The 18422-nt window shown below is 51.1% G+C and carries 21 protein-coding genes; 14 read left to right on the forward strand and 7 right to left on the reverse strand.

The genetic code is table 11. The features are described from left to right. Positions 1-5: 5 nt before the first annotated feature. On the forward strand, positions 6-182 hold the full coding sequence (locus tag RB298_RS25465; RefSeq protein WP_192570741.1) for a hypothetical protein: 177 nt from the start codon (positions 6-8) through the stop codon (positions 180-182). 141 nt (positions 183-323) lie between these two features. Here the strand turns inward: RB298_RS25465 and RB298_RS25470 are convergent, their stop codons facing one another. The 4 genes from RB298_RS25470 to mnmL all read right to left on the reverse strand — a co-directional run bounded on the left by RB298_RS25470 (position 324) and on the right by mnmL (position 3931). After that, on the reverse strand, positions 324-1289 hold the full coding sequence (locus RB298_RS25470) for a lysophospholipase (RefSeq protein WP_486049120.1): 966 nt from the start codon (positions 1287-1289) through the stop codon (positions 324-326). Between the two features lie 55 nt (positions 1290-1344). Beyond that, a complete protein-coding gene (locus RB298_RS25475; RefSeq protein ID WP_192570743.1) occupies positions 1345-2313 on the reverse strand; it encodes a type I phosphomannose isomerase catalytic subunit in 969 nt (322 codons plus the stop codon). Between the two features lie 74 nt (positions 2314-2387). Then, complete coding sequence (gene mnmM, locus RB298_RS25480) at positions 2388-2978, reverse strand: tRNA 5-(aminomethyl)-2-thiouridylate-methyltransferase MnmM (protein ID WP_145040510.1); 591 nt, start codon at positions 2976-2978, stop codon at positions 2388-2390. After that, on the reverse strand, positions 2978-3931 hold the full coding sequence (gene mnmL, locus RB298_RS25485) for a tRNA modification radical SAM protein MnmL/YtqA (protein ID WP_009589327.1): 954 nt from the start codon (positions 3929-3931) through the stop codon (positions 2978-2980). Before mnmL ends, mnmM begins: the two co-directional genes overlap by 1 nt. Positions 3932-4241: 310 nt before the next feature. Here mnmL and RB298_RS25490 point away from each other — a divergent pair, with 310 nt between their 5' ends. Next, complete coding sequence (locus RB298_RS25490) at positions 4242-4424, forward strand: hypothetical protein (RefSeq protein WP_015737155.1); 183 nt, start codon at positions 4242-4244, stop codon at positions 4422-4424. A gap of 191 nt (positions 4425-4615) precedes the next feature. Then, on the forward strand, positions 4616-5329 hold the full coding sequence (gene trmB, locus RB298_RS25495; protein ID WP_009589338.1) for a tRNA (guanosine(46)-N7)-methyltransferase TrmB: 714 nt from the start codon (positions 4616-4618) through the stop codon (positions 5327-5329). 119 nt (positions 5330-5448) lie between these two features. Here the strand turns inward: trmB and RB298_RS25500 are convergent, their stop codons facing one another. Further along, entirely contained in the window at positions 5449-6576 is a 1128-nt protein-coding gene (locus RB298_RS25500; protein ID WP_015737154.1) for a UDP-N-acetylglucosamine--LPS N-acetylglucosamine transferase, read from the reverse strand. Positions 6577-6806: 230 nt separating this feature from the next. Here RB298_RS25500 and RB298_RS25505 point away from each other — a divergent pair, with 230 nt between their 5' ends. From RB298_RS25505 to RB298_RS25530, 6 genes are all read left to right on the forward strand, one after another. Then, complete coding sequence (locus RB298_RS25505) at positions 6807-6971, forward strand: hypothetical protein (RefSeq protein ID WP_015737153.1); 165 nt, start codon at positions 6807-6809, stop codon at positions 6969-6971. Positions 6972-7239: 268 nt separating this feature from the next. Further along, on the forward strand, positions 7240-8478 hold the full coding sequence (locus RB298_RS25510; protein WP_009589322.1) for a glycosyltransferase family 2 protein: 1239 nt from the start codon (positions 7240-7242) through the stop codon (positions 8476-8478). 278 nt (positions 8479-8756) lie between these two features. Then, the gene (gene infC / locus RB298_RS25515) at positions 8757-9251 is read left to right on the forward strand and encodes a translation initiation factor IF-3 (RefSeq protein ID WP_009589332.1); all 495 of its coding nucleotides are present in this window, start codon (positions 8757-8759) and stop codon (positions 9249-9251) included. Between the two features lie 26 nt (positions 9252-9277). Next, on the forward strand, positions 9278-9478 hold the full coding sequence (gene rpmI / locus RB298_RS25520) for a 50S ribosomal protein L35 (protein WP_007127239.1): 201 nt from the start codon (positions 9278-9280) through the stop codon (positions 9476-9478). 30 nt (positions 9479-9508) lie between these two features. Next, positions 9509-9868 (forward strand): 50S ribosomal protein L20, encoded by a 360-nt coding sequence (gene rplT / locus RB298_RS25525; protein ID WP_006212255.1) that lies wholly within the window; start codon positions 9509-9511, stop codon positions 9866-9868. A 204-nt stretch (positions 9869-10072) separates the two neighbouring features. Further along, the gene (locus tag RB298_RS25530) at positions 10073-10417 is read left to right on the forward strand and encodes a hypothetical protein (protein WP_096776435.1); all 345 of its coding nucleotides are present in this window, start codon (positions 10073-10075) and stop codon (positions 10415-10417) included. Here the strand turns inward: RB298_RS25530 and RB298_RS25535 are convergent, their stop codons facing one another. Next, positions 10418-10867 (reverse strand): GNAT family N-acetyltransferase, encoded by a 450-nt coding sequence (locus RB298_RS25535; protein WP_015737151.1) that lies wholly within the window; start codon positions 10865-10867, stop codon positions 10418-10420. It lies immediately after the preceding gene. A 609-nt stretch (positions 10868-11476) separates the two neighbouring features. Between RB298_RS25535 and ilvB the strand changes: the two genes are divergently transcribed. From ilvB to RB298_RS25555, 4 genes are all read left to right on the forward strand, one after another. After that, complete coding sequence (ilvB, locus tag RB298_RS25540) at positions 11477-13219, forward strand: biosynthetic-type acetolactate synthase large subunit (RefSeq protein WP_486049126.1); 1743 nt, start codon at positions 11477-11479, stop codon at positions 13217-13219. Position 13220: 1 nt separating this feature from the next. Further along, positions 13221-13706, forward strand: a complete 486-nt coding sequence (ilvN, locus tag RB298_RS25545) for an acetolactate synthase small subunit (RefSeq protein ID WP_486049128.1) — start codon at positions 13221-13223, stop codon at positions 13704-13706. Positions 13707-13871: 165 nt separating this feature from the next. Continuing rightward, a complete protein-coding gene (ilvC, locus tag RB298_RS25550; protein WP_009589347.1) occupies positions 13872-14864 on the forward strand; it encodes a ketol-acid reductoisomerase in 993 nt (330 codons plus the stop codon). Positions 14865-15028: 164 nt separating this feature from the next. Then, a complete protein-coding gene (locus tag RB298_RS25555; RefSeq protein ID WP_009589363.1) occupies positions 15029-16567 on the forward strand; it encodes a 2-isopropylmalate synthase in 1539 nt (512 codons plus the stop codon). Positions 16568-16817: 250 nt separating this feature from the next. Here the strand turns inward: RB298_RS25555 and RB298_RS25560 are convergent, their stop codons facing one another. Continuing rightward, positions 16818-17798 (reverse strand): aldo/keto reductase, encoded by a 981-nt coding sequence (locus RB298_RS25560; RefSeq protein ID WP_486049130.1) that lies wholly within the window; start codon positions 17796-17798, stop codon positions 16818-16820. Between the two features lie 236 nt (positions 17799-18034). On the opposite strand from RB298_RS25560, the gene RB298_RS25565 reads away from it, so the two are divergent. Beyond that, positions 18035-18253, forward strand: a complete 219-nt coding sequence (locus RB298_RS25565) for a hypothetical protein (protein ID WP_486049132.1) — start codon at positions 18035-18037, stop codon at positions 18251-18253. Positions 18254-18422 lie beyond the last annotated feature (169 nt).

Raw genomic sequence — 18422 nt, forward strand, 5'->3', positions numbered from 1 at the left:
ATGTTATGAACGACAATCGGAAGGGGCAAGAACAGCTTTCGTCTGACGAGCCGACCATCGCACCGGGCATGGAAACCAATGACGATCTGCGCGAAGAGGCTACCGAGGACGAGGTAGCGCAAGGAGAGTACACCCAGGTCACGCAATTGATCGTCGATCGCACGCCGAGCGATGATGAGTAAGGTGCTTCGATTGAGCCTTAACGCTGCCAATTTCAAAGGTTCTGTATACACTAACGAACTGCTTAGCAGCATAATAAGAGGGATGCCCTGGATTTCAGAAACCCGGGGCATCCCTTTTATGTGTCTTGGCATCACGCTTTGTTACATCACTCGTATCGATTCTTGCGGTACGTTGTCCGAGCCGGTTGTGTGCCGTTCGAGCCAGTCGAGCACATCGGCTGCCACTTCGGCACGGTTGGTCTCGTGCAGCATTTCGTGGCGGCCGCCCGGATACAAACGGTATTCGAGGTCCTGGACGCCATGCTTCCGATACAATTCGATCAACCGCCGCACGCCTTTGCCGCGGTGTCCGACCGGATCATCCTCGCCCGAGAAAATATAGACAGGCTTATCCTTCGGAAGACATTTCATCAATTGAGGCTGGTGGATCTGTGACAGCAGCTTGAAGAAATCGCGAAAGAAGCGGGCGGTGCACACCTTGCCGCAGTATGGGTCGTTGATATACTTATCCACTTCGGCTTCATCCCGGGATAGCCAATCGAACGGCGTGCGAATAGGACCGAATCCTTTGTTGTAAGGACCGAACACCAGGGCGTTCAGCATCAGGCTCCGGTGCGTGTTTCCTTGCAGGCGCATTTGCGCGGCCGCCAAGCTCATGCCGAACGTCAGTAGTCCCTGGGGACCGTTGGTGCCTGACAGGATGAATCCGTCGAATAATTCACCGTCCGAACAGATGATTTTTTGCGTCAAAAAGGATCCCATGCTGTGCCCCATCAAATAATGCGGAACGCTCGTATGGCGCTTCTTGAGCTCGGAAGCAAGAAGAAGCTGGTCTTCGATCATTCCTTCAAAGCCGTCTTCCCCGGCATCGCCGAGATGCGTAAGCCCGGCCGTTAGCCCATGGCCTCGATGGTCGTTGCAGTATACGGCATAGCCGTGCTCCGTGAGCAATTCGGCAAGCTCCTCGTAGCGCTTGCCGGTTTCGCACATGCCATGCGCGATTTGCACAATGGCACGAATGGGGTCATCCGGGCCGGGCAGCCATTCATATACAAAAACATGCATACCCTGCGTATTCAGCATCGTAAACGTGTCGGTTTGCATCATTAGGGCTGGCACCTCCGCAAGAACGAATGGTTTATATCATTTATTTATACCCTGTTTAAGGCAAATATGAACGCAGAACCGTGGATTGCCCGTCCAATGTATAGGCACCCAGATTCGCAGGCAGCAGGAAGCACTGTCCTGACGTGTAATCGATGGAGCCGTTATCCCAGCTGAGGGTTCCTTGGCCGTCGCATACAACGACGATCGTGAAGCTTTCCGCGGAAGTGGACAAGGACCATGCTCCGCTCACGACGCCTTTTTCCACGACGAAATACGGGGATTTGGCAAGCTCAAGCCATTCTCCCGGCACCGTTCCTTCCGTGCTCATGGTGGTTGCTCCCGATCCTTCATAGGCCGTCACATTCAAGGAGTCTTCGATATGGAGCTCGCGCGGCTTACCGTCAAGACCCGGTCGATTATAATCGAAAATCCGGTAGGTCGTATCCGAGTTTTGCTGGATTTCCGCCACCACAACGCCCGCGCAGAGCGCATGCACGGTTCCCGCAGGTATGTAGAACGTATCTCCGGCCTTTACGGACACTTCTTGAAGCTGGTCCATAACGGTGCCGTTTTCCATGGCTTCCTTCAAGGTTTCCCGGTTCACGCCTTCTTTCAGGCCGTATATGATTTTGGCGTCCGGCTTAGCATCCAGCACATACCACATTTCGGTCTTGCCAAGCTCTCCCTTCGGAAGCCCTTCGTAGTCATCGGTCGGATGGACCTGAACGGAGAGGTTGTCATTGCAGTCAAGCAGCTTGATCAGGAGCGGAAAACGTCCGTTAACCTCGGAGAATCCTTTGCTTCCGAACCATTCCCGCCCGAATTGCTCCCGGACCTCATCCAGGCCGCGTCCGGCAAGCTCGCCGTTCACGATGCTGGTCGTGCCGTTCGGATGGTCGGCGATCATCCAGCCTTCCCCGATATGTCCTTCAGGAATATCCAAGCCGAACTGCTCTAGTGCCCGGCCTCCCCACACGCGTTCTTTAAATTCAGGCTGGAACAACAATGGATATGGTTTTGTCATTGTAATCATCTACCTTTCATCATGTTTGGAATATTCTATGGATGTGAAGTGCGGTACCTCTCCTAGAACTTATATCATATCGGCTTCTTTCGTTCCAGTGCAATGAGATATGGCGCTTCGGAGCGCTGAAGGCCGCGATACAAAATCGTTTGCACTTTGTGCTGGGGCAATTCCCCCGCCCAAGCCTGGACCGCGTCCGCCTCGGCATCGCCGCCTTTGTGGCCTGGATACAGCACGATGGTGATAATGCCCCCGGGGCGGAGCAGCTCGATCGCAGCCTCCAGGGCCGTGAGCGTACTGGCGGTCTCCGTCATGATCCGTTTATCCGATGAATCCGCCGGAAGGTAGCCGAGATTGAACATGATCGCACCCATGCGGCCGTGCTCAATCTCAGGTACGCACTCCCTCATAAGCGAATGGCTCTGAAGAACAAGGCTAACCTCCGCAAGGGTGCCGGGCGGCTCCTTGTCCAGCCTTTCCCGAGTCAGCTGCAGCGCCTGCTCTTGAATATCGAAGGCATACACTTTGCCCTTTGAGCCTGTGCATTTGGCTAAATACAGCGTATCGGCTCCGGTTCCGGCGGTTGCATCCAGCGCGATGTCTCCGGGACGGAGCCTTTCGGACACCAGTTTGTGGGCAAAACTTAAAACCGAGAGGAAGCCCATCAGGATACCCCCCACAATTTACCCTGCCACGTATCCCGGCGCTTGAGCTCGGCGTCGATGCCGTTAAGCACTTCCCATTTTTTGAGACTCCACGTCGGTCCGATCAAGAGATCCCGGGGAGCATCTCCGGTAAGGCGATGGACGATCATTTCCGGAGGTAAAAACTCCAGGCTATCCACGATAAGGCTGATGTATTCGTCCTGCTCCAGGAATCGCAGCAGCCCGGCTTCGTATTGTTTCACCATCGGCGTCTTGCGCATAAGGTGCAGCAGATGGATTTTGATTCCCTGCACATCCATCTTGGAGACCGCCCGGCCGGTGGCAAGCATCATGTCATGATCCTCTTGCGGAAGCCCGTAAATAATATGTGTGCAGACCCGGATATTATGTTTGCGCAGCTTCTCGACGGCTTCCAAATAACATTCGGTATCATGGGCCCGGTTGATCAGCTCCGAAGTGGAATCATGGATCGTTTGCAGACCCATTTCCACCCACAGATAGGTTCGCTCGTTCAGCTCCGCCAAGTATTCCACGACATCGTCAGGCAGGCAATCGGGACGTGTGGCGATCGACAATCCGACAACCCCCGGCTGCTGCAGAATGACTTCATAATATTCGCGAAGTTCTTCGACCGGAGCATACGTGTTGGTATAGGCTTGGAAATAGCCGATATATTTGGCGTTCGGCCATTTCTGGTGCTGCCGGTCACGGATGGTGTTGAACTGGGTAACGAGATCATCCCGCCGCCTTCCCGCGAAATCGCCGGAGCCGCGGGCGCTGCAAAAGGTGCATCCGCCCTTGGCAATCGTGCCGTCACGGTTCGGACACGTAAAGCCGGCATCCAGCATAACCTTGAATACCTTCTCCTGGAACTGGCCGCGCATCTCGTAATTCCATGTATGAAAACGTTTGTCGCCCCATAAGGTCGGGGCGGGTATAAGTGGTGTGCTCATGTTTGCTCCTTTATAGCCGCTTAAGTTGAATTGAGACAGGTTCAGCCAAGGCCCTGGCAACCCATAATTTATTGGCCTTTTACTTAAATGAAACAGCTACGTCCATTGTAACAAAAAATAAAGGATTGCGTTATATACAGGTCTTCAAGCCTAATTAAGACGTTGTTACTTGAATGGATTGCATATAATTGGTATATTTAAAATAGAAAAATAAAAAGATGATTCAAGCAATTTTGGCATGGGTATATAACGGATAGGATTCATATTTGTGTGACGTCATGGATACAATAATACCGTGAGGTGATTACGAATGAATTCATCGACAGTAAAGAATGACAGTAAAGACAAAATCGCTGTGGAGCTTACCCCGAATGAAGCCCTAGCCCTTACCGGCGTGGAGTTTAACTCCGACCAGGGAGTCAAGGCTTCGGCACGTCGCAAGATTCGGGCCGCCTTTGAGAAGACGTTTGATTTTACGTCGGAAGAAAGGTAGACTATTCACAGTTTAACTATCGCGGAACCCCAATTCCAAATATAAGAAAAAGGAACCTAAAGCCTCTGCGTTGAGCAGAGCGTAGGTTCCTTTTTCTATGGGGCTCTTTACTTTTGGGATCAACTTCGTCACAATAAATGCAGTATCGGGATATCATTCTAAATTTACTTGGAAAGTTTCGGAGGTATGACATGCGTTTACGCGGAAGAAAAGGTATACGGGAAAATCTGGAGCAGCAGGAAGACCTGGTCGTTTTGGACCCCGGTCAATATAGAGGGAAGTGGGCTTCGTTATTTGGCAACGACCTTCCGATCCATGTCGAATTCGGCATGGGCAAGGGCCAATTTATAAGCCAGATGAGTTACAAGCATCAGCAAGTGAATTTCATCGGCGTCGACATGTACGACGAGCTGATTCGCCGCGCAAGCGAGAAGGGGCGCAATGTCTGGGCCCAGGAGGGAGTCGATACCCCGCCGAATCTGAAGCTGGCGCTGTTTAATATCGAGAATGTCGAGGAGGTTTTTGAGCCCGGCGAAATTGAACGGTTATATTTGAACTTCAGCGATCCGTGGCCAAAAACAAAGCATGCACGCCGTCGTCTGACGCATCCGCGCTTTCTGGACAAGTATTCCCGGATCCTGAACGAGCGGGGGGAGATCCATTTTAAGACCGATTCGGTCACGCTCTTCGAATTCTCCCTGAATGCATTTGCCGATTATGGTCTGCAAATGACGAACATTTCGCTGGATCTGCATCGCGACGGGCTGAACGAAGAGCATGTCATGACAGAATACGAAACGAAATTCGTCGGCCAAGGCATGCAAATTCATCGCTGCGAGGCGATTGTAGGCAAGGAAGCCCTTGCTTCATACCATCAGAATCGCCTTGAAAAATACGGAAAATAACATCTACACGTGATAGTTTCTCTCCGTGATAGCGTTTACAACTATTATAATAGAAGAAAATCTATCCATTCGGGTGATTTGCTCGCGATAAAACGCAGCAAAAAAGGTGTGCTCCTTATTCAGGAGTACACCTTTTCGTTTTCCAGCATGTCGATGATGCTGCGGGCGCTTTGCATGGGATGAAAGCGTTCGATGTCCTGCAAGTTTTGCGCCCGTTGTTCTTGGATCAGGTCGTATTGATGAAGCAGCTTGTTCATCCATTTGCCCAGAACCTCCAGGGAATGGATGGGCTCTCCCAATCCCTGTGCCGTGAAGTACTGGCAGTTTTCTTCTTCCTGTCCCGGAAGGGGCTGATGGAACAGCATCGGAATTCCTTTGGCCAGGCCTTCGGTGCATGTCATGCCGCCGGGCTTCGTAACGAGCAGATCCGACACCTCCATCAGCTTGTCGATCTCCCGCGTAAAGCCCAATATCCGGATGTTCGGATGCTGGAACCTGGAATTGCTCTCCATCTCCTCGCGGCCCTTGTCATTATTGCCGAGGCAAAATATGATCTGGACTTCTTCTCGCCATCGGGTCAGAAATTCATGCACAACTTCGTCATTCATGATGCCCCAGCCTCCGCCCATCACCAGCACGGTAGGCATATCGGACAGGTTAAACCGCGCCCGGATTTCCTCCTTGCTCGGATGCGTCCAGAAGTCGGGATGGATCGGTATGCCGGTGACCTGAATTTTGGCTTGGGAAACCCCGCGATTGAGCAGCTTTCGCTTCACTTCCGGCGTGGACACGAAATATCGGTCGACCTCAGGGCTGATCCATGTATCGTGAGCATCATAATCGGTTATAACGGTACACAGGGGCACGTTCGTGCCCAGCCGTTTCAAACGCGAGATGACCGCACTTGGTATGAAATGGGTGCACACAATGATGTCGGGTCGGAGCTGCCTGACCACGTTCTTGGTGCTTGTATAGAACATTCGGTGAAGCGCTAAAGCGGTAAAACGGTTAAAGGATTTTTGATGGCGGTACATGTACCCGACCAATCTTGGGCGAGTCGTAATGGTCTTTCTGTAGGCCGAAATGATCAGTGGAGCGATTTTAGGGTTCAAGAAGCTCCCGAGCTCGAGAACTTTGGTCTGTACGCTAGGGGACAACTGGCGCAGGCTGCTGGAGAGTGCATGAGCGGCCTGTGTATGGCCTGCGCCGAACCCTTCAGATAACAGCAAGACTCTTTTTTTAGCCACTACTTTTCACCCGTTCTGCAGCGTTATTCTTTAACTTTAACATATCGATTTTGGGAAGAGAAATCAACCACTTCCCCCTTGCAGGTAAGGGACTTTGGTCCCGGGAACGGCTAATTGATTCGGCAAGCTTCTCGCTGGACCCTTGCTACTTAAGGAGTTAGCCAGCAGCGCGCATTTTGTAGAAAATCAGGGTCCGTGGTCTTTTGACTTGAGTAGGAGATGCCGCTACAATGATTCAAACGGACGTCAAAAAGTTTATTAGAGAAAGAGCACTGAAAAAAACGAAAACTTTTTGGTTGTCTGTTGCGTTTATTTATTGGCGGACAAGTCGAAAAAGAAAAAATGGGCAGCCAAGAGAAATAAAAAGCAAGAAAACGGATGAAAATAAGAACTAAAGCCGTTTGAAACGAAGCTTGCTGGCAAACTGGAATGCAAGCTGAGCTCTTTTACGAAGTTTTTCCGTAAATTAGAGCATTCCACGGTTTTGACAAAAGATTCAAAAGTGTGGAAAATCGTGTATGACGTGCGAAGTTGCCCCGCGGCACCGAGGCTACTAGAAGGACAGACACAAGTCACAGGGTCATAGCAACAACAAAAATGCGAAGAACTTAGAGAGAAAAAAACAAACATTCTCGGGTTATAAAAAGGGGGTAACGGAGAATCATGACAGACGCCATCTTTATCGCGCTCCAACTATTCTTGGCCGCGGTGGGTGTGTACCAGTTCGTATTCTCTTTGTTTGGTCTGGTCAAAAGAAAAAAGAAACAACAGTTTGAACCCAATAAATCATTTGCAGTGTTAGTTGCTGCGCATAACGAAGAGCAGGTTGTCGGGGCATTAATGGAGAACCTGAAACAGCTAAATTATCCGAAACATCTGTACGACGTATTTGTCATTTGCGACAACTGTACAGACCGTACAGCAGAAATCGTCCGTGCCCACGGGATGAACGCCTGCGTGCGCACGAATCAGAATCTTCGAGGCAAAGGCTATGCCATCGAATGGATGCTGAAAGAGCTCTGGGCGATGCCGCGCCAGTATGACGCGGTCGTTATGTTTGATGCGGATAATCTGGCGGATCCGAATTTCTTGAATGAAATGAACAACGATCTTTGCTCTGGAGCGAGAGTTATCCAGGGATATATCGATACCAAGAACCCAGAGGATTCTTGGATCACCGCCTCTTACGGGGTTTCCTACTGGTATATCAACCGCTTGTGGCAGCTGTCCCGCAGCAATCTGAACATGGCCAACTTCCTCGGCGGAACGGGAATGTGCTTCGAGACCAATCTCTTGAAGGAGATCGGCTGGGGCGCAACCAGTCTGGTGGAGGACTTGGAGTTCACCATGCGCAGCGTCATGCGCGGCGTGTATCCGAAGTTCAATTACGACGCGAAGGTATTCGACGAAAAACCGCTTACGTTTAAGGCTTCCGCCAGACAACGTCTGCGCTGGATGCAGGGTCACTTTACGGTTGCCCGCCGTTATTTCTTCCCGCTGTTGTGGCGTGCCATTAAGGAGCGCAGCCTTGTGAAGCTGGACTTGGCCCTTTACGGAGTCAACGTCTACATCGTGCTGCTGACTTTCTTGTTGACGGCCATCATCTGGGTTGACAGCTCGTTCTTCAATGGTCCGAACATCGCGAACCTGTACGGTTATTTACCGCTATGGCTGAGCTTTACGGCGATTGCGGCGAATGTGTTCACGTTCATGATTGCGATGATTCTGGAGAAGGTGAAGTACAAGAAGGTATATATGTATCTGGTGCTGTTTCCGATTTATCTGCTGTCGTGGTATCCCATCACGGTATACGCGTTCTTCACGCAGAACAACAAGCAGTGGAGCCATACGGAGCATACCCGGGTTGTGCGCCTTGAAGAAGTTCAGAGCAAACAAGGCTAATCCAAAATTTTTATGCCATTTGTGTTGACAGATGTTAGGATGACCTGTTATACTATCCTAGTCTGTTAAACAGAATATCTGATTGCAAGCAGAAGCGCCGCTTCTCACCTGACCGACATGCGTTGGCTGGTTTGATCACGAAATCAATGAATGGATTCAACTTCATTTGTGAGATGAGTATCAAATAGGGATGTCGGTGGTTAACCCGTCATCCCTTTATTTTTTGCAAACAGGAACAACAAGTAATTTGGAGGTGGAGGACTATCAGTAAGGAACATATGATCAATGACGAGATTCGGGCCAAAGAAGTACGTTTGGTTGGTGCCGAAGGTGAGCAAATCGGGATCAAGCCGATTCGTGAAGCACTGCAAATGGCAATTGATCTCAATCTGGATCTGGTGAACGTGGCCCCTCAGGCGAAACCGCCGGTATGCCGCATCATGGACTACGGTAAATTCCGCTATGAGCAGCAGAAAAAAGAGAAGGAAGCACGGAAGAACCAGAAAATTGTGGACATCAAAGAAGTATGGTTCCGAGCCAACATTGAGGAGCATGATTATCAAACCAAGCTTCGCAATGTCGTTAAGTTTTTGAAAGACGGCGATAAAGTGAAATGCTCCGTGCGTTTCCGCGGCCGTGAAATCACCCATGCTAACATCGGTCAGAAGATTTTGGAGCGCGTGAAAACGGAAGTGGCGGATCTCTGCGTCATTGAGCGTCAACCGAAATTGGAAGGCCGCAGCATGATTATGATTTTGGCTCCAAAAGCCTAAGAGAAATTAGAGGAGGAAGTACTACAATGCCTAAAATGAAAACACATAGCAGCCTGAAAGGCCGCTTCAAAATTACTGGTACTGGTAAAGTTAAACGTTATAAAGCTTACAAAAACCACTTGCTTTCCCACAAATCCAAGCGTGCGAAGCGCGTATTGTCCAATAGCCCTGTCATGGCGCCTGGAGATGTTAAACGTTTGAAGCAAGGTCTGGCTAACTTGAAATAGTAAACAACAATTATTGGGAGGTCTTTTGATATGGCACGAGTTAAAGGCGGATTTGTCGTTCGTCGTCGACATAAAAAAGTATTGAAGCTTGCGAAAGGTTATTTCGGTTCCAAACACCGCATTTTTAAAACAGCGAACGAGCAGGTTATGAAATCCCTCGTTTATGCATACCGCGATCGTCGCAATACGAAGCGTAACTTCCGCAAATTGTGGATCGTTCGTATCAACGCGGCTGCTCGTCAAAACGGTCTGTCCTACAGCAAATTGATGCATGGACTGAAGCTTGCTGGCGTGGACATCAACCGCAAAATGCTGGCTGATCTGGCTGTGAACGACCTGAACGCGTTCAATTCCTTGGCTACTGTAGCTAAAGAAAAAGTGAACGCTTAATTATACGTGTATGAAAAAACCGCCGTAATATTACGGCGGTTTTTTTTATTTTGCGTCCCCCCGCTATCATGCATCATTTCGGCGGCACGGGTGCTCGGCTCATGGAGAGAGTCGCCTATCTTTTGCTATCGTAAGGGCATTGAAACAAGCAAGGGAACTCCTTCCGGAATAAATTGAAATGTATATTACCTGAGGAGGGATCTTATGCACAAGCCTGTCAGCAAGGCGAAAGTGAAATCATACGTGGGCAAAGAGATCGTGGCGTATAAGAAAAACGGAACTATGGTGACGGGCAAGCTGGTACGCGTCTCCGGCAACCGCCTTTATGTGGAACCGGCAACCAAGGGGAAAAAGGTGAAAACCAAGGCGATTATTCCGCTCGCATTGTTTGATCTTCTTGCCATTGGTACGGCACCTTATGCATATGGCGGCGGGTTTGGAGGCTACCCTGGCGGCTTTGGACCGGGTTACGGCGGTTTCGGGCCGGGCTTTGGACCAGGCTTTGGACCGGGTTTTGGACCAGGATTCGGGCCAGGCTTCTTCTGGTAATTAGAGGAACCAAATCTTTTCCAACTCATAACATCGGCTGGGTTCGATCATTCTGGTCACCGTATAGCCAAGCTTTCGGTAAAAATGAAGGCCGGTGTGGTTGCCGATGTCCACCATGACTTTGGCACGTTTGCATCCGCGGGATACAGCGAAACGTTCGGCATGTTCCATCAAACGGACACCCCACCGTTTTCGCTGTGCGGTGGATGCGACGGCCAGCATATCGATATACAGCAGCTCGCCGTGCATCATGAAATGGATAAAAGCAACGATTTTTTCGTTATCCTGAGGCGAAGCGACAAGGGTCACGCCGCGCCGTAAACGAGAGGGAATATCCTTGCGGATGAGGTCCAACTCTTTTTTGGTCATATGGGAAAGCGGGACGAGTTGGGACTCGATGAGCTGCAGAATCATCGGATCATCCTGGTCCGGTTTTCGGTAACGGATCATCGTGTTGTTTCCTCCCTTCACCGCGGTTAAGTCTGCTCCATTTATCATATGTAGCAGGGTTTCATAGGGTGTTTTGGTTCAAGGCGGCGGAGGAATTGCGCCCATTGTGAATGAAAACCTTTCATCGGAAGTAAAATAAATGTGTTGACTTCTGGATTGAATGAATCATATAATGTTTCTAAACATTTTAACGAATATATCCAATCGGCAATGATGAGGACGAAGTTTAAAGGGCTCTTTTGCTCAGAGAGTGGATGGATCAGCTGAAACCACCACCAAAACCCCTTTTATACGAGCTCACCTCGGAGCTGTTTCCCTGAAAGATGCTACGCTATGACTTTATCGCATTAAGTCGTAACAGCGTTTATTAGGGGGAATCGTCTTAGTCCGCGTTACGGACTGCAGATATTGAAGAGCTGTGTTCATGCGTTCTTCATACCTGCTGAGGCTCTGCACTGCGAGGTGTAGGGCAAATATGGGTGGTACCACGGAAGCTAAACCTTTCGTCCCTCACACGGAGATACTCCGGGTGTGGCGACGGAAGGTTTTTTTGTTGCTTGAATCATGGATGAAAGAGAAGAGTGCCAATATTTGAGAGGAGGATGACTGATGAGCGCGCAAACTCCAGAAGTGCGGTCTACAGAACAATTACGAGAGAAATGGTTGAAGCCTGAAGTGATTACCGGTTCGGAAATCTTGCTTCGGAGTCTTCTGCTCGAAGGTGTCGAGTGCGTCTTCGGATATCCGGGCGGAGCCGTCCTGTATATCTACGATGCGATGTATGGTTTTAAGGATTTCAACCATGTCTTGACCCGACACGAGCAAGGTGCCATTCATGCCGCTGACGGTTACGCCCGCGCAAGCGGCAAAGTCGGCGTATGCATAGCAACTTCAGGACCGGGGGCAACGAACCTTGTGACCGGTATCGCAACAGCTTACATGGATTCCGTTCCGCTCGTTGTTATTACCGGTAACGTTGCAACAACCCTGATTGGTACGGATGCTTTCCAGGAAGCGGATATTACAGGCATCACGATGCCGATTACGAAACACAGCTATCTGGTAAGGGACGTTAAGGATCTGCCAAGGGTGATTCATGAGGCCTTCCATATCGCCTCAACCGGTCGCAAAGGACCGGTGCTGATCGACATTCCGAAGGATGTATCCGCGGCAACCACGCTGTTCCAGCCGGAAGAGCGAATCCAACTGAGAGGATATAATCCTCGGACGGTGCCGAACAAACTTCAGTTGGATAAACTGGCCCGCGCGATCGAGGAGGCCGAGCGTCCGATGATTCTTGCCGGCGGCGGCGTGATTTACTCCGGTGCTCACGAAGGACTGCACGAATTCGTGAACAAAACCGGGATTCCGATCACGACAACGCTTCTCGGCCTTGGCGCCTTCCCGACAGGCAACGATCTGTGGACAGGAATGCCGGGCATGCACGGAACCTACACATCGAACCATGGTATTCAGCAGTCGGATCTGCTGATCAACATCGGGGCAAGATTTGATGACAGGGTTACCGGCAAGCTTGACGGATTCGCGCCACACGCGAAGATCGTTCATATCGACATTGACCCGGCCGAGATCGGCAAGAACGTGCCGACCGATATTCCGATTGTCGGTGACGTGAAGACGGTGCTTGAGATGCTGAACCCGATCGTTTCGTACGCTGCGAAAGCCGATGCGTGGAGAGACCAGATCCGCAAATGGAAAGCCGAGTATCCGTTCCGTTATGTCGATTCGGATACGGTGCTGAAGCCGCAATGGGTTATCGAAATGCTGAACGATACCACGAAGGGCGAAGCCATTGTAACGACTGACGTTGGTCAGCACCAAATGTGGGCCGCGCAGTATTACAAGTTCAACCAGCCGCGTTCCTGGATCACCTCCGGCGGTCTCGGAACGATGGGCTTCGGATTCCCGTCCGCGATTGGTGCCCAGATGGCGCATCCGGATCGCTTGGTCATTTCGATCAACGGGGATGGCGGCATGCAGATGTGTTCGCAAGAACTTGCCATCTGTGCCATCAACAACATTCCGGTAAAAATCGTTGTCATCAACAACCAGGTGCTTGGGATGGTTCGTCAATGGCAGGAGATCATTTACGATAACCGTTACAGCCATATCGATCTGGCAGGCAGCCCTGATTTCGTCAAGCTTGCTGAAGCCTACGGTGTCAAAGGACTTCGTGCCACCACGAAAGAAGAAGCACAGCGTGCTTGGGCCGAAGCGATGGAAACGCCGGGGCCCGTCCTCGTTGAATTCGTTGTAGAGAAGGGCGAGAACGTGTATCCGATGGTGACGCAAGGGTCGACAATCGATCAAATGCTGATGGGGGATGCGTAAGATGAGTACAAAACATACCATTGCCGTACTAGTGAATGACCAGCCGGGTGTCCTGCAGCGCGTATCCGGGTTATTCGGACGCCGGGGCTTTAACATCGAGAGCATTACCGTGGGACAGTCGGAGGAAAGCGGCTTGTCCCGGATGGTTATCGTAACCACTGGAGACGAAACGACACTGGAGCAGGTAGAGAAACAGCTTTACAAGCTGATCGATGTCATTAAAGTCATCAATCTGAGCTCGAAGCCGATGGTTGCCCGGGAGCTCGCCCTGATCAAAGTAAAAGCCGAGCCGTCGGCAAGACCGGAAATTATGGGCGTCGTCGAAACCTTCCGCGCATCCGTCGTGGATATCGGCACGACCAACCTGATGGTTCAGGTTGTCGGCGATACCGTCAAAATCGATGCGATGATCGAGCTGCTTAAGCCTTATGGCATCCAGGAGCTTTCCCGTACCGGGGTTACCGCGATGATTCGCGGTAACGCGTAATGATGTAACATTATTCTTTTTATCCGGATGACAAAGTTATTGCAATATAAGCGTTAGACACCTGCATGGCATGAGCGGGTGTCTCAGCAGATCGGGTAAGCAGCGGTCTATTGAGATACCCGCTCATCATGAAGGGTCTTTAAAATCAAAGGAGGACTTATACAAATGGCAATTACTACTTACTATGAACAAGATGCAGAACTCAGCGTGCTGAAAGACAAAACAATCGCGGTTATCGGCTACGGAAGCCAAGGTCATGCCCAAGCGCAAAACCTGCGCGACAGCGGACTTCAGGTTGTCATTGGTCTTCGTGAAGGCAAATCGTTCGACAAAGCGAAAAACGACGGTTTCGAAGTACTCCCTGTAGCGGAAGCCGTTAGCCGTGCGGATGTAGTACAAATCCTGATGCCGGACGAAACGCAAGCAGCGGTGTACAAAAACGATATCGAGCCAAACCTGAAAAAAGGCGCGGCACTGATGTTCTCCCACGGTTTCAACGTTCATTTCGGTCAAATCGTAGCTCCTAAGGACAACGACGTTCTTCTGGTTGCTCCTAAATCCCCGGGTCACATGGTTCGCCGTACGTACGTTGAAGGCTTTGGCGTACCTGGATTGATCGCAATCGAGAAAGACGCGACTGGACAAGCTAAGGCGATCGGTCTTGCTTATGCAAAAGGCATCGGCTGTACTCGCGCAGGCGTTATCGAGACTTCCTTCCGCGAAGAAACCGAAACAGACTTGTTCGGTGAGCAAGCGGTATTGTGCGGCGGTGTATCCGCATTGGTCAAAGCAGGTTTCGAAACGTTGACCGAGGCTGGATATGCGCCGGAAATGGCATACTTCGAGTGCCTGCATGAACTGAAGCTGATCGTGGACATGATCTATGAAGGCGGTCTTGCAAGCATGCGCGACTCCATCAGCAACACGGCGGAGTATGGCGACTATGTAACAGGCCCTCGCGTGGTAACCGAAGATACCAAGAAGGCAATGAAAGAAGTCCTGTCTGATATTCAACAAGGTAAATTCGCCCGCGACTTTATCCTTGAGAACCAATCGGGACGCGCTTTCCTGACAGCTACTCGCCGCAACGAGTCCGAGCATCCGATCGAAGTGGTGGGTGCAGAGCTTCGCGAAATGATGCATTGGATCAAAAAATAAGAATATATAGAATTCATAAGGAATTCTTCGGGGTTTGGGGCAGTCCGGCATGAGATGATGATGCTGCTGCCCGGACCCGTCAGATTAAGCAGCCGGCGGCAGGGGATTCTATCAACTGCCGCCGGATGTTTACGTCATGAGATAAACTTCAAGGAGGTGCCGACATGCGAAAGATTTATGTCTTTGATACAACGCTGAGAGATGGTGAACAGTCTCCTGGCGTGAATTTGAACACTCGGGAAAAGGTGGAAATCGCCCTTCAGCTCGAAAAGTTGAAAATCGACCGCATGGAAGCAGGGTTTCCAGCGGCGTCACCCGGTGACCTTGCAGCTGTGAATGCAGTGGCACGCGCGGTTAAGGACGTTACGGTCATTGGATTGTCACGCTCCAGAGAAAATGACATCGATGCGGTTCGCGAAGCGCTTCAAGGCGCCCAGGACCCGTGCATTCACGTGTTCCTGGCCACTTCGCCGATTCACCGCAAGTTCAAGCTGCGGATGGAGAAGCAGCAGGTGCTGGAAACGGCGCAGGCTTCGATCCGTTACGCCAAGAAGTACTTTTCCAAAGTGGAATTTTCCCTGGAGGATGCGGGCCGGACCGAGCTTGATTTCATGGCCGAGGTCGTCGCCATGGCAGTGCGCGAAGGCGCCAATGTCGTGAACATTCCGGATACCGTGGGATATTTGAACCCTTCGGAATACGGGGCCATCTTCAAATACTTGAAGGAAAATGTTCCGGATATCGAGAAGGTTCAGCTGAGTGCGCACTGCCATAACGATCTGGGCATGGCCACGGCGAACACCCTTGCCGCCATTCTGAACGGGGCCGATCAGATCGAAGGCACGATCAACGGAATCGGTGAACGTGCAGGCAATACCGCGATCGAGGAAATTGCGATGGCGCTCGAGACGCGTTCCGAATTCTTTGGAGCGAAGACGGGGCTGGCCTTAACCGAAATCGCCCGCACGAGCCGCCTTGTGAGCAAGCTGACCGGCATGGTCGTGCCAGGCAACAAAGCGATTGTCGGCGCGAACGCGTTCGCCCATGAATCCGGCATTCACCAGGACGGTATGCTGAAGGAGAAGACAACCTACGAAATTATGACCCCCGAGTCCATCGGACTCAAAGAAAGCAAGCTGGTATTAGGCAAACATTCCGGCCGCCATGCTTTCCGGGAGAAGCTGCTGGATCTGGGTTATGAGCTGACCGAAGAACAGGTGAATGACGCATTCGCCAAATTCAAAGTGCTGGCCGACAAGAAGAAGGAAGTTTCCGATGAGGATCTTCTGGCTCTGCTGGAGGAGAAACTGATCGATACGCCGGAGGTCTTCAAGCTGGAAACGATCTTTGTTGCTTACGGCAACGAATCAACGCCGACGGCGCGGGTGCGCATTGCAACAGAAGATCAGACGATTGAAGAAGAGGCCGAGGGCAACGGTTCCGTGGACGCGATCTATAACGCGATCGACAAGGTGACCGGAGAAGAGGTTACGCTTGCGGACTATTCCATCAAGTCGGTAACGCACGGCAAGGATGCCCAAGGTGAAGTGCATGTCGTGCTGTCCCAAAACGACGTGGCCGCGCAAGGCCGCGGCTTGAGCACCGACATTCTGGAAGCGAGCGCACGTGCCTACGTCGATGCGGTGAATGTCCTGATCGAGAAACGCAAAACGTTTAGCCGGCGCGAGCGCGCTACGCTGTAATCCATACTTGGCGTGGCGGGAGATCTGCTCTCCGCATGAGCGCTGAAGGTGAATGCCATAAAAAAAGAGGGGCCGCCGGCTCCTCTTTTATTTGCTTTATTAAACTGTTGGCCAGACGTGGAATGCAGATATCAAGACACTGGCATCGAGCCTTAAACGGCCTCATAGCAGAGGGCCGATACCGGATTGATGCAGCTGATCAACGAGATAAGACAGGGTTTCGTTAAGGCGTCGATGCGGAGCCCGGATCTTACCAGGCGTAGGCCTGCGGGGCGGCGCCGCCCGGGCCCGGGAATATTTCATCCAAGCGCTTCATCACGGATTCATCAAGTTCGATCTCAAGCGAGCGCAAGGAGCTTTCGAATTGCTCCAGCGTGCGCGGCCCAATAATCGGTCCGGTAACGGCCGGGTTCTTCAGCACCCAGGCAAGAGCGACGTTATCCTGCGGTTCGCCCAGCTCTTGGCAGAGAGCGGAAAACTGTTCCAGCTGCGCGCGGTGCTTCTCTACGCGCTCCGCATTGCCTCCGCTGCGCGAGCCCTCGATTTTTTTAAGGGCATTGCGTCCCAGCAGTCCCCCGTCCAGCGGACTCCATGGAATCACGCCGAGACCCAGCTGCTGCGAAGCGGGGAGCACTTCGAGTTCCGGCAATCGGCAGGTCAGGCTGTATTTGTGCTGCTCGGAAACGAGACCGAGGAAGTGACGGCTCTGGGCCGCGGCCTGCGCAACCGCAATCTGCCAGCCGGCAAAGTTGCTGGATCCGACATATCCGATTTTTCCTTGATTGACCGCAACCTCAAAAGCGCCCCACAGCTCGTCCCAAGTGACGGAAGGATCGACGTGATGCATTTGGTACAGCTCGATATGGTCGGTCTGCAGACGTTTCAGCGACCCTTCGAGATGACGGCGAAGTTTATAGCTCGACAGCCCGGCTTCATTGTTGGGGCCATCCAGAGGATCACTCATGGAACCGTAGAATTTAGTAGCCAAAACGACTTTTTCGCGGCGGCCCCCGCCTTGGTTAAACCAGCGTCCGATGATGGTTTCGGTCAGGCCCGAATTCTCGCCCCAGCCGTAGATGTTCGCCGTATCAAAGAAATTGACGCCGGCATCAAGCGCTGCATCCATGATGCGGAAGGCTTCCTTTTCATCCGTGGCAGGACCGAAATTCATCGTCCCCAAACACAGACGACTTACTTTCATGCCGGATTTACCTAGAGCTGCGTACTTCATAATCGATGATCACTCCTTGGTCGTTTAGGGTATAAGGCAAATTCACCCCTATTGTAGCGTATTGGCAGAAAAATGTAACTAACGGCGTTCGGAAACGTTGCACTGAAATCCGACTTGCGGCTCAACTGTTCACGTCATTCACCAAATTTAAAGAGCAAGAGCAGGGAGCAGAGAGTAGGGAGTAGTACCAAGTAGCAGAAGCAAGTAATTGGGATAACGGCGTAAGTAACTGAAGTATGAAGTTGAAGCAAGAAGCCAAGAAGCCGAAGCAAGAAGCAGAAGCAGAAGCAGGAAGCCGAAGCAAGAAGCAGAAACAAGACAAGAAGCAGAAGCAGGAAGCCGAAGCAAGAAGCCGAAGCAAGAAGCAAGAAGCAGAAGCCGAAGAAAGAAGAAGAAGAAAAAGCAGAAGCAAGAAGCAGAAGCAAAAGCAAAAAGCAAAAGAAGAAGAAAAATGACACAAAGAATGACGACGAAACAAAGCAAGCACAGAAAAATAAAAAAAATTAACAAAAAGAGGAACGATCAGCACAAGTTACAAATAGCTACATACACCATTTAACAGAATGATCAACAACAGCCTAGTATGTATAGTATGTCTCACATCTGATGTAAGCAAGACCACCT

This window comes from Priestia sp. BR_2, from assembly GCF_041954005.1.
Lineage (GTDB): Bacteria > Bacillota > Bacilli > Paenibacillales > Paenibacillaceae > Paenibacillus_AQ > Paenibacillus_AQ lautus_A.

Coding starts and splice junctions, on each gene's coding strand:
- RB298_RS25465 (WP_192570741.1), top strand. CDS start 6: ATGAACGACAATCGGAAGGGGCAAGAACAGCTTTCGTCTGACGAGCCG.
- RB298_RS25470 (WP_486049120.1), bottom strand. CDS start 1,289: ATGATGCAAACCGACACGTTTACGATGCTGAATACGCAGGGTATGCAT.
- RB298_RS25475 (WP_192570743.1), bottom strand. CDS start 2,313: ATGACAAAACCATATCCATTGTTGTTCCAGCCTGAATTTAAAGAACGC.
- mnmM (WP_145040510.1), bottom strand. CDS start 2,978: ATGGGCTTCCTCTCGGTTTTAAGTTTTGCCCACAAACTGGTGTCCGAA.
- mnmL (WP_009589327.1), bottom strand. CDS start 3,931: ATGAGCACACCACTTATACCCGCCCCGACCTTATGGGGCGACAAACGT.
- RB298_RS25490 (WP_015737155.1), top strand. CDS start 4,242: ATGAATTCATCGACAGTAAAGAATGACAGTAAAGACAAAATCGCTGTG.
- trmB (WP_009589338.1), top strand. CDS start 4,616: ATGCGTTTACGCGGAAGAAAAGGTATACGGGAAAATCTGGAGCAGCAG.
- RB298_RS25505 (WP_015737153.1), top strand. CDS start 6,807: ATGATTCAAACGGACGTCAAAAAGTTTATTAGAGAAAGAGCACTGAAA.
- RB298_RS25510 (WP_009589322.1), top strand. CDS start 7,240: ATGACAGACGCCATCTTTATCGCGCTCCAACTATTCTTGGCCGCGGTG.
- infC (WP_009589332.1), top strand. CDS start 8,757: ATGATCAATGACGAGATTCGGGCCAAAGAAGTACGTTTGGTTGGTGCC.
- rpmI (WP_007127239.1), top strand. CDS start 9,278: ATGCCTAAAATGAAAACACATAGCAGCCTGAAAGGCCGCTTCAAAATT.
- rplT (WP_006212255.1), top strand. CDS start 9,509: ATGGCACGAGTTAAAGGCGGATTTGTCGTTCGTCGTCGACATAAAAAA.
- RB298_RS25530 (WP_096776435.1), top strand. CDS start 10,073: ATGCACAAGCCTGTCAGCAAGGCGAAAGTGAAATCATACGTGGGCAAA.
- RB298_RS25535 (WP_015737151.1), bottom strand. CDS start 10,867: ATGATCCGTTACCGAAAACCGGACCAGGATGATCCGATGATTCTGCAG.
- ilvB (WP_486049126.1), top strand. CDS start 11,477: ATGAGCGCGCAAACTCCAGAAGTGCGGTCTACAGAACAATTACGAGAG.
- ilvN (WP_486049128.1), top strand. CDS start 13,221: ATGAGTACAAAACATACCATTGCCGTACTAGTGAATGACCAGCCGGGT.
- ilvC (WP_009589347.1), top strand. CDS start 13,872: ATGGCAATTACTACTTACTATGAACAAGATGCAGAACTCAGCGTGCTG.
- RB298_RS25555 (WP_009589363.1), top strand. CDS start 15,029: ATGCGAAAGATTTATGTCTTTGATACAACGCTGAGAGATGGTGAACAG.
- RB298_RS25560 (WP_486049130.1), bottom strand. CDS start 17,798: ATGAAGTACGCAGCTCTAGGTAAATCCGGCATGAAAGTAAGTCGTCTG.
- RB298_RS25565 (WP_486049132.1), top strand. CDS start 18,035: ATGAAGTTGAAGCAAGAAGCCAAGAAGCCGAAGCAAGAAGCAGAAGCA.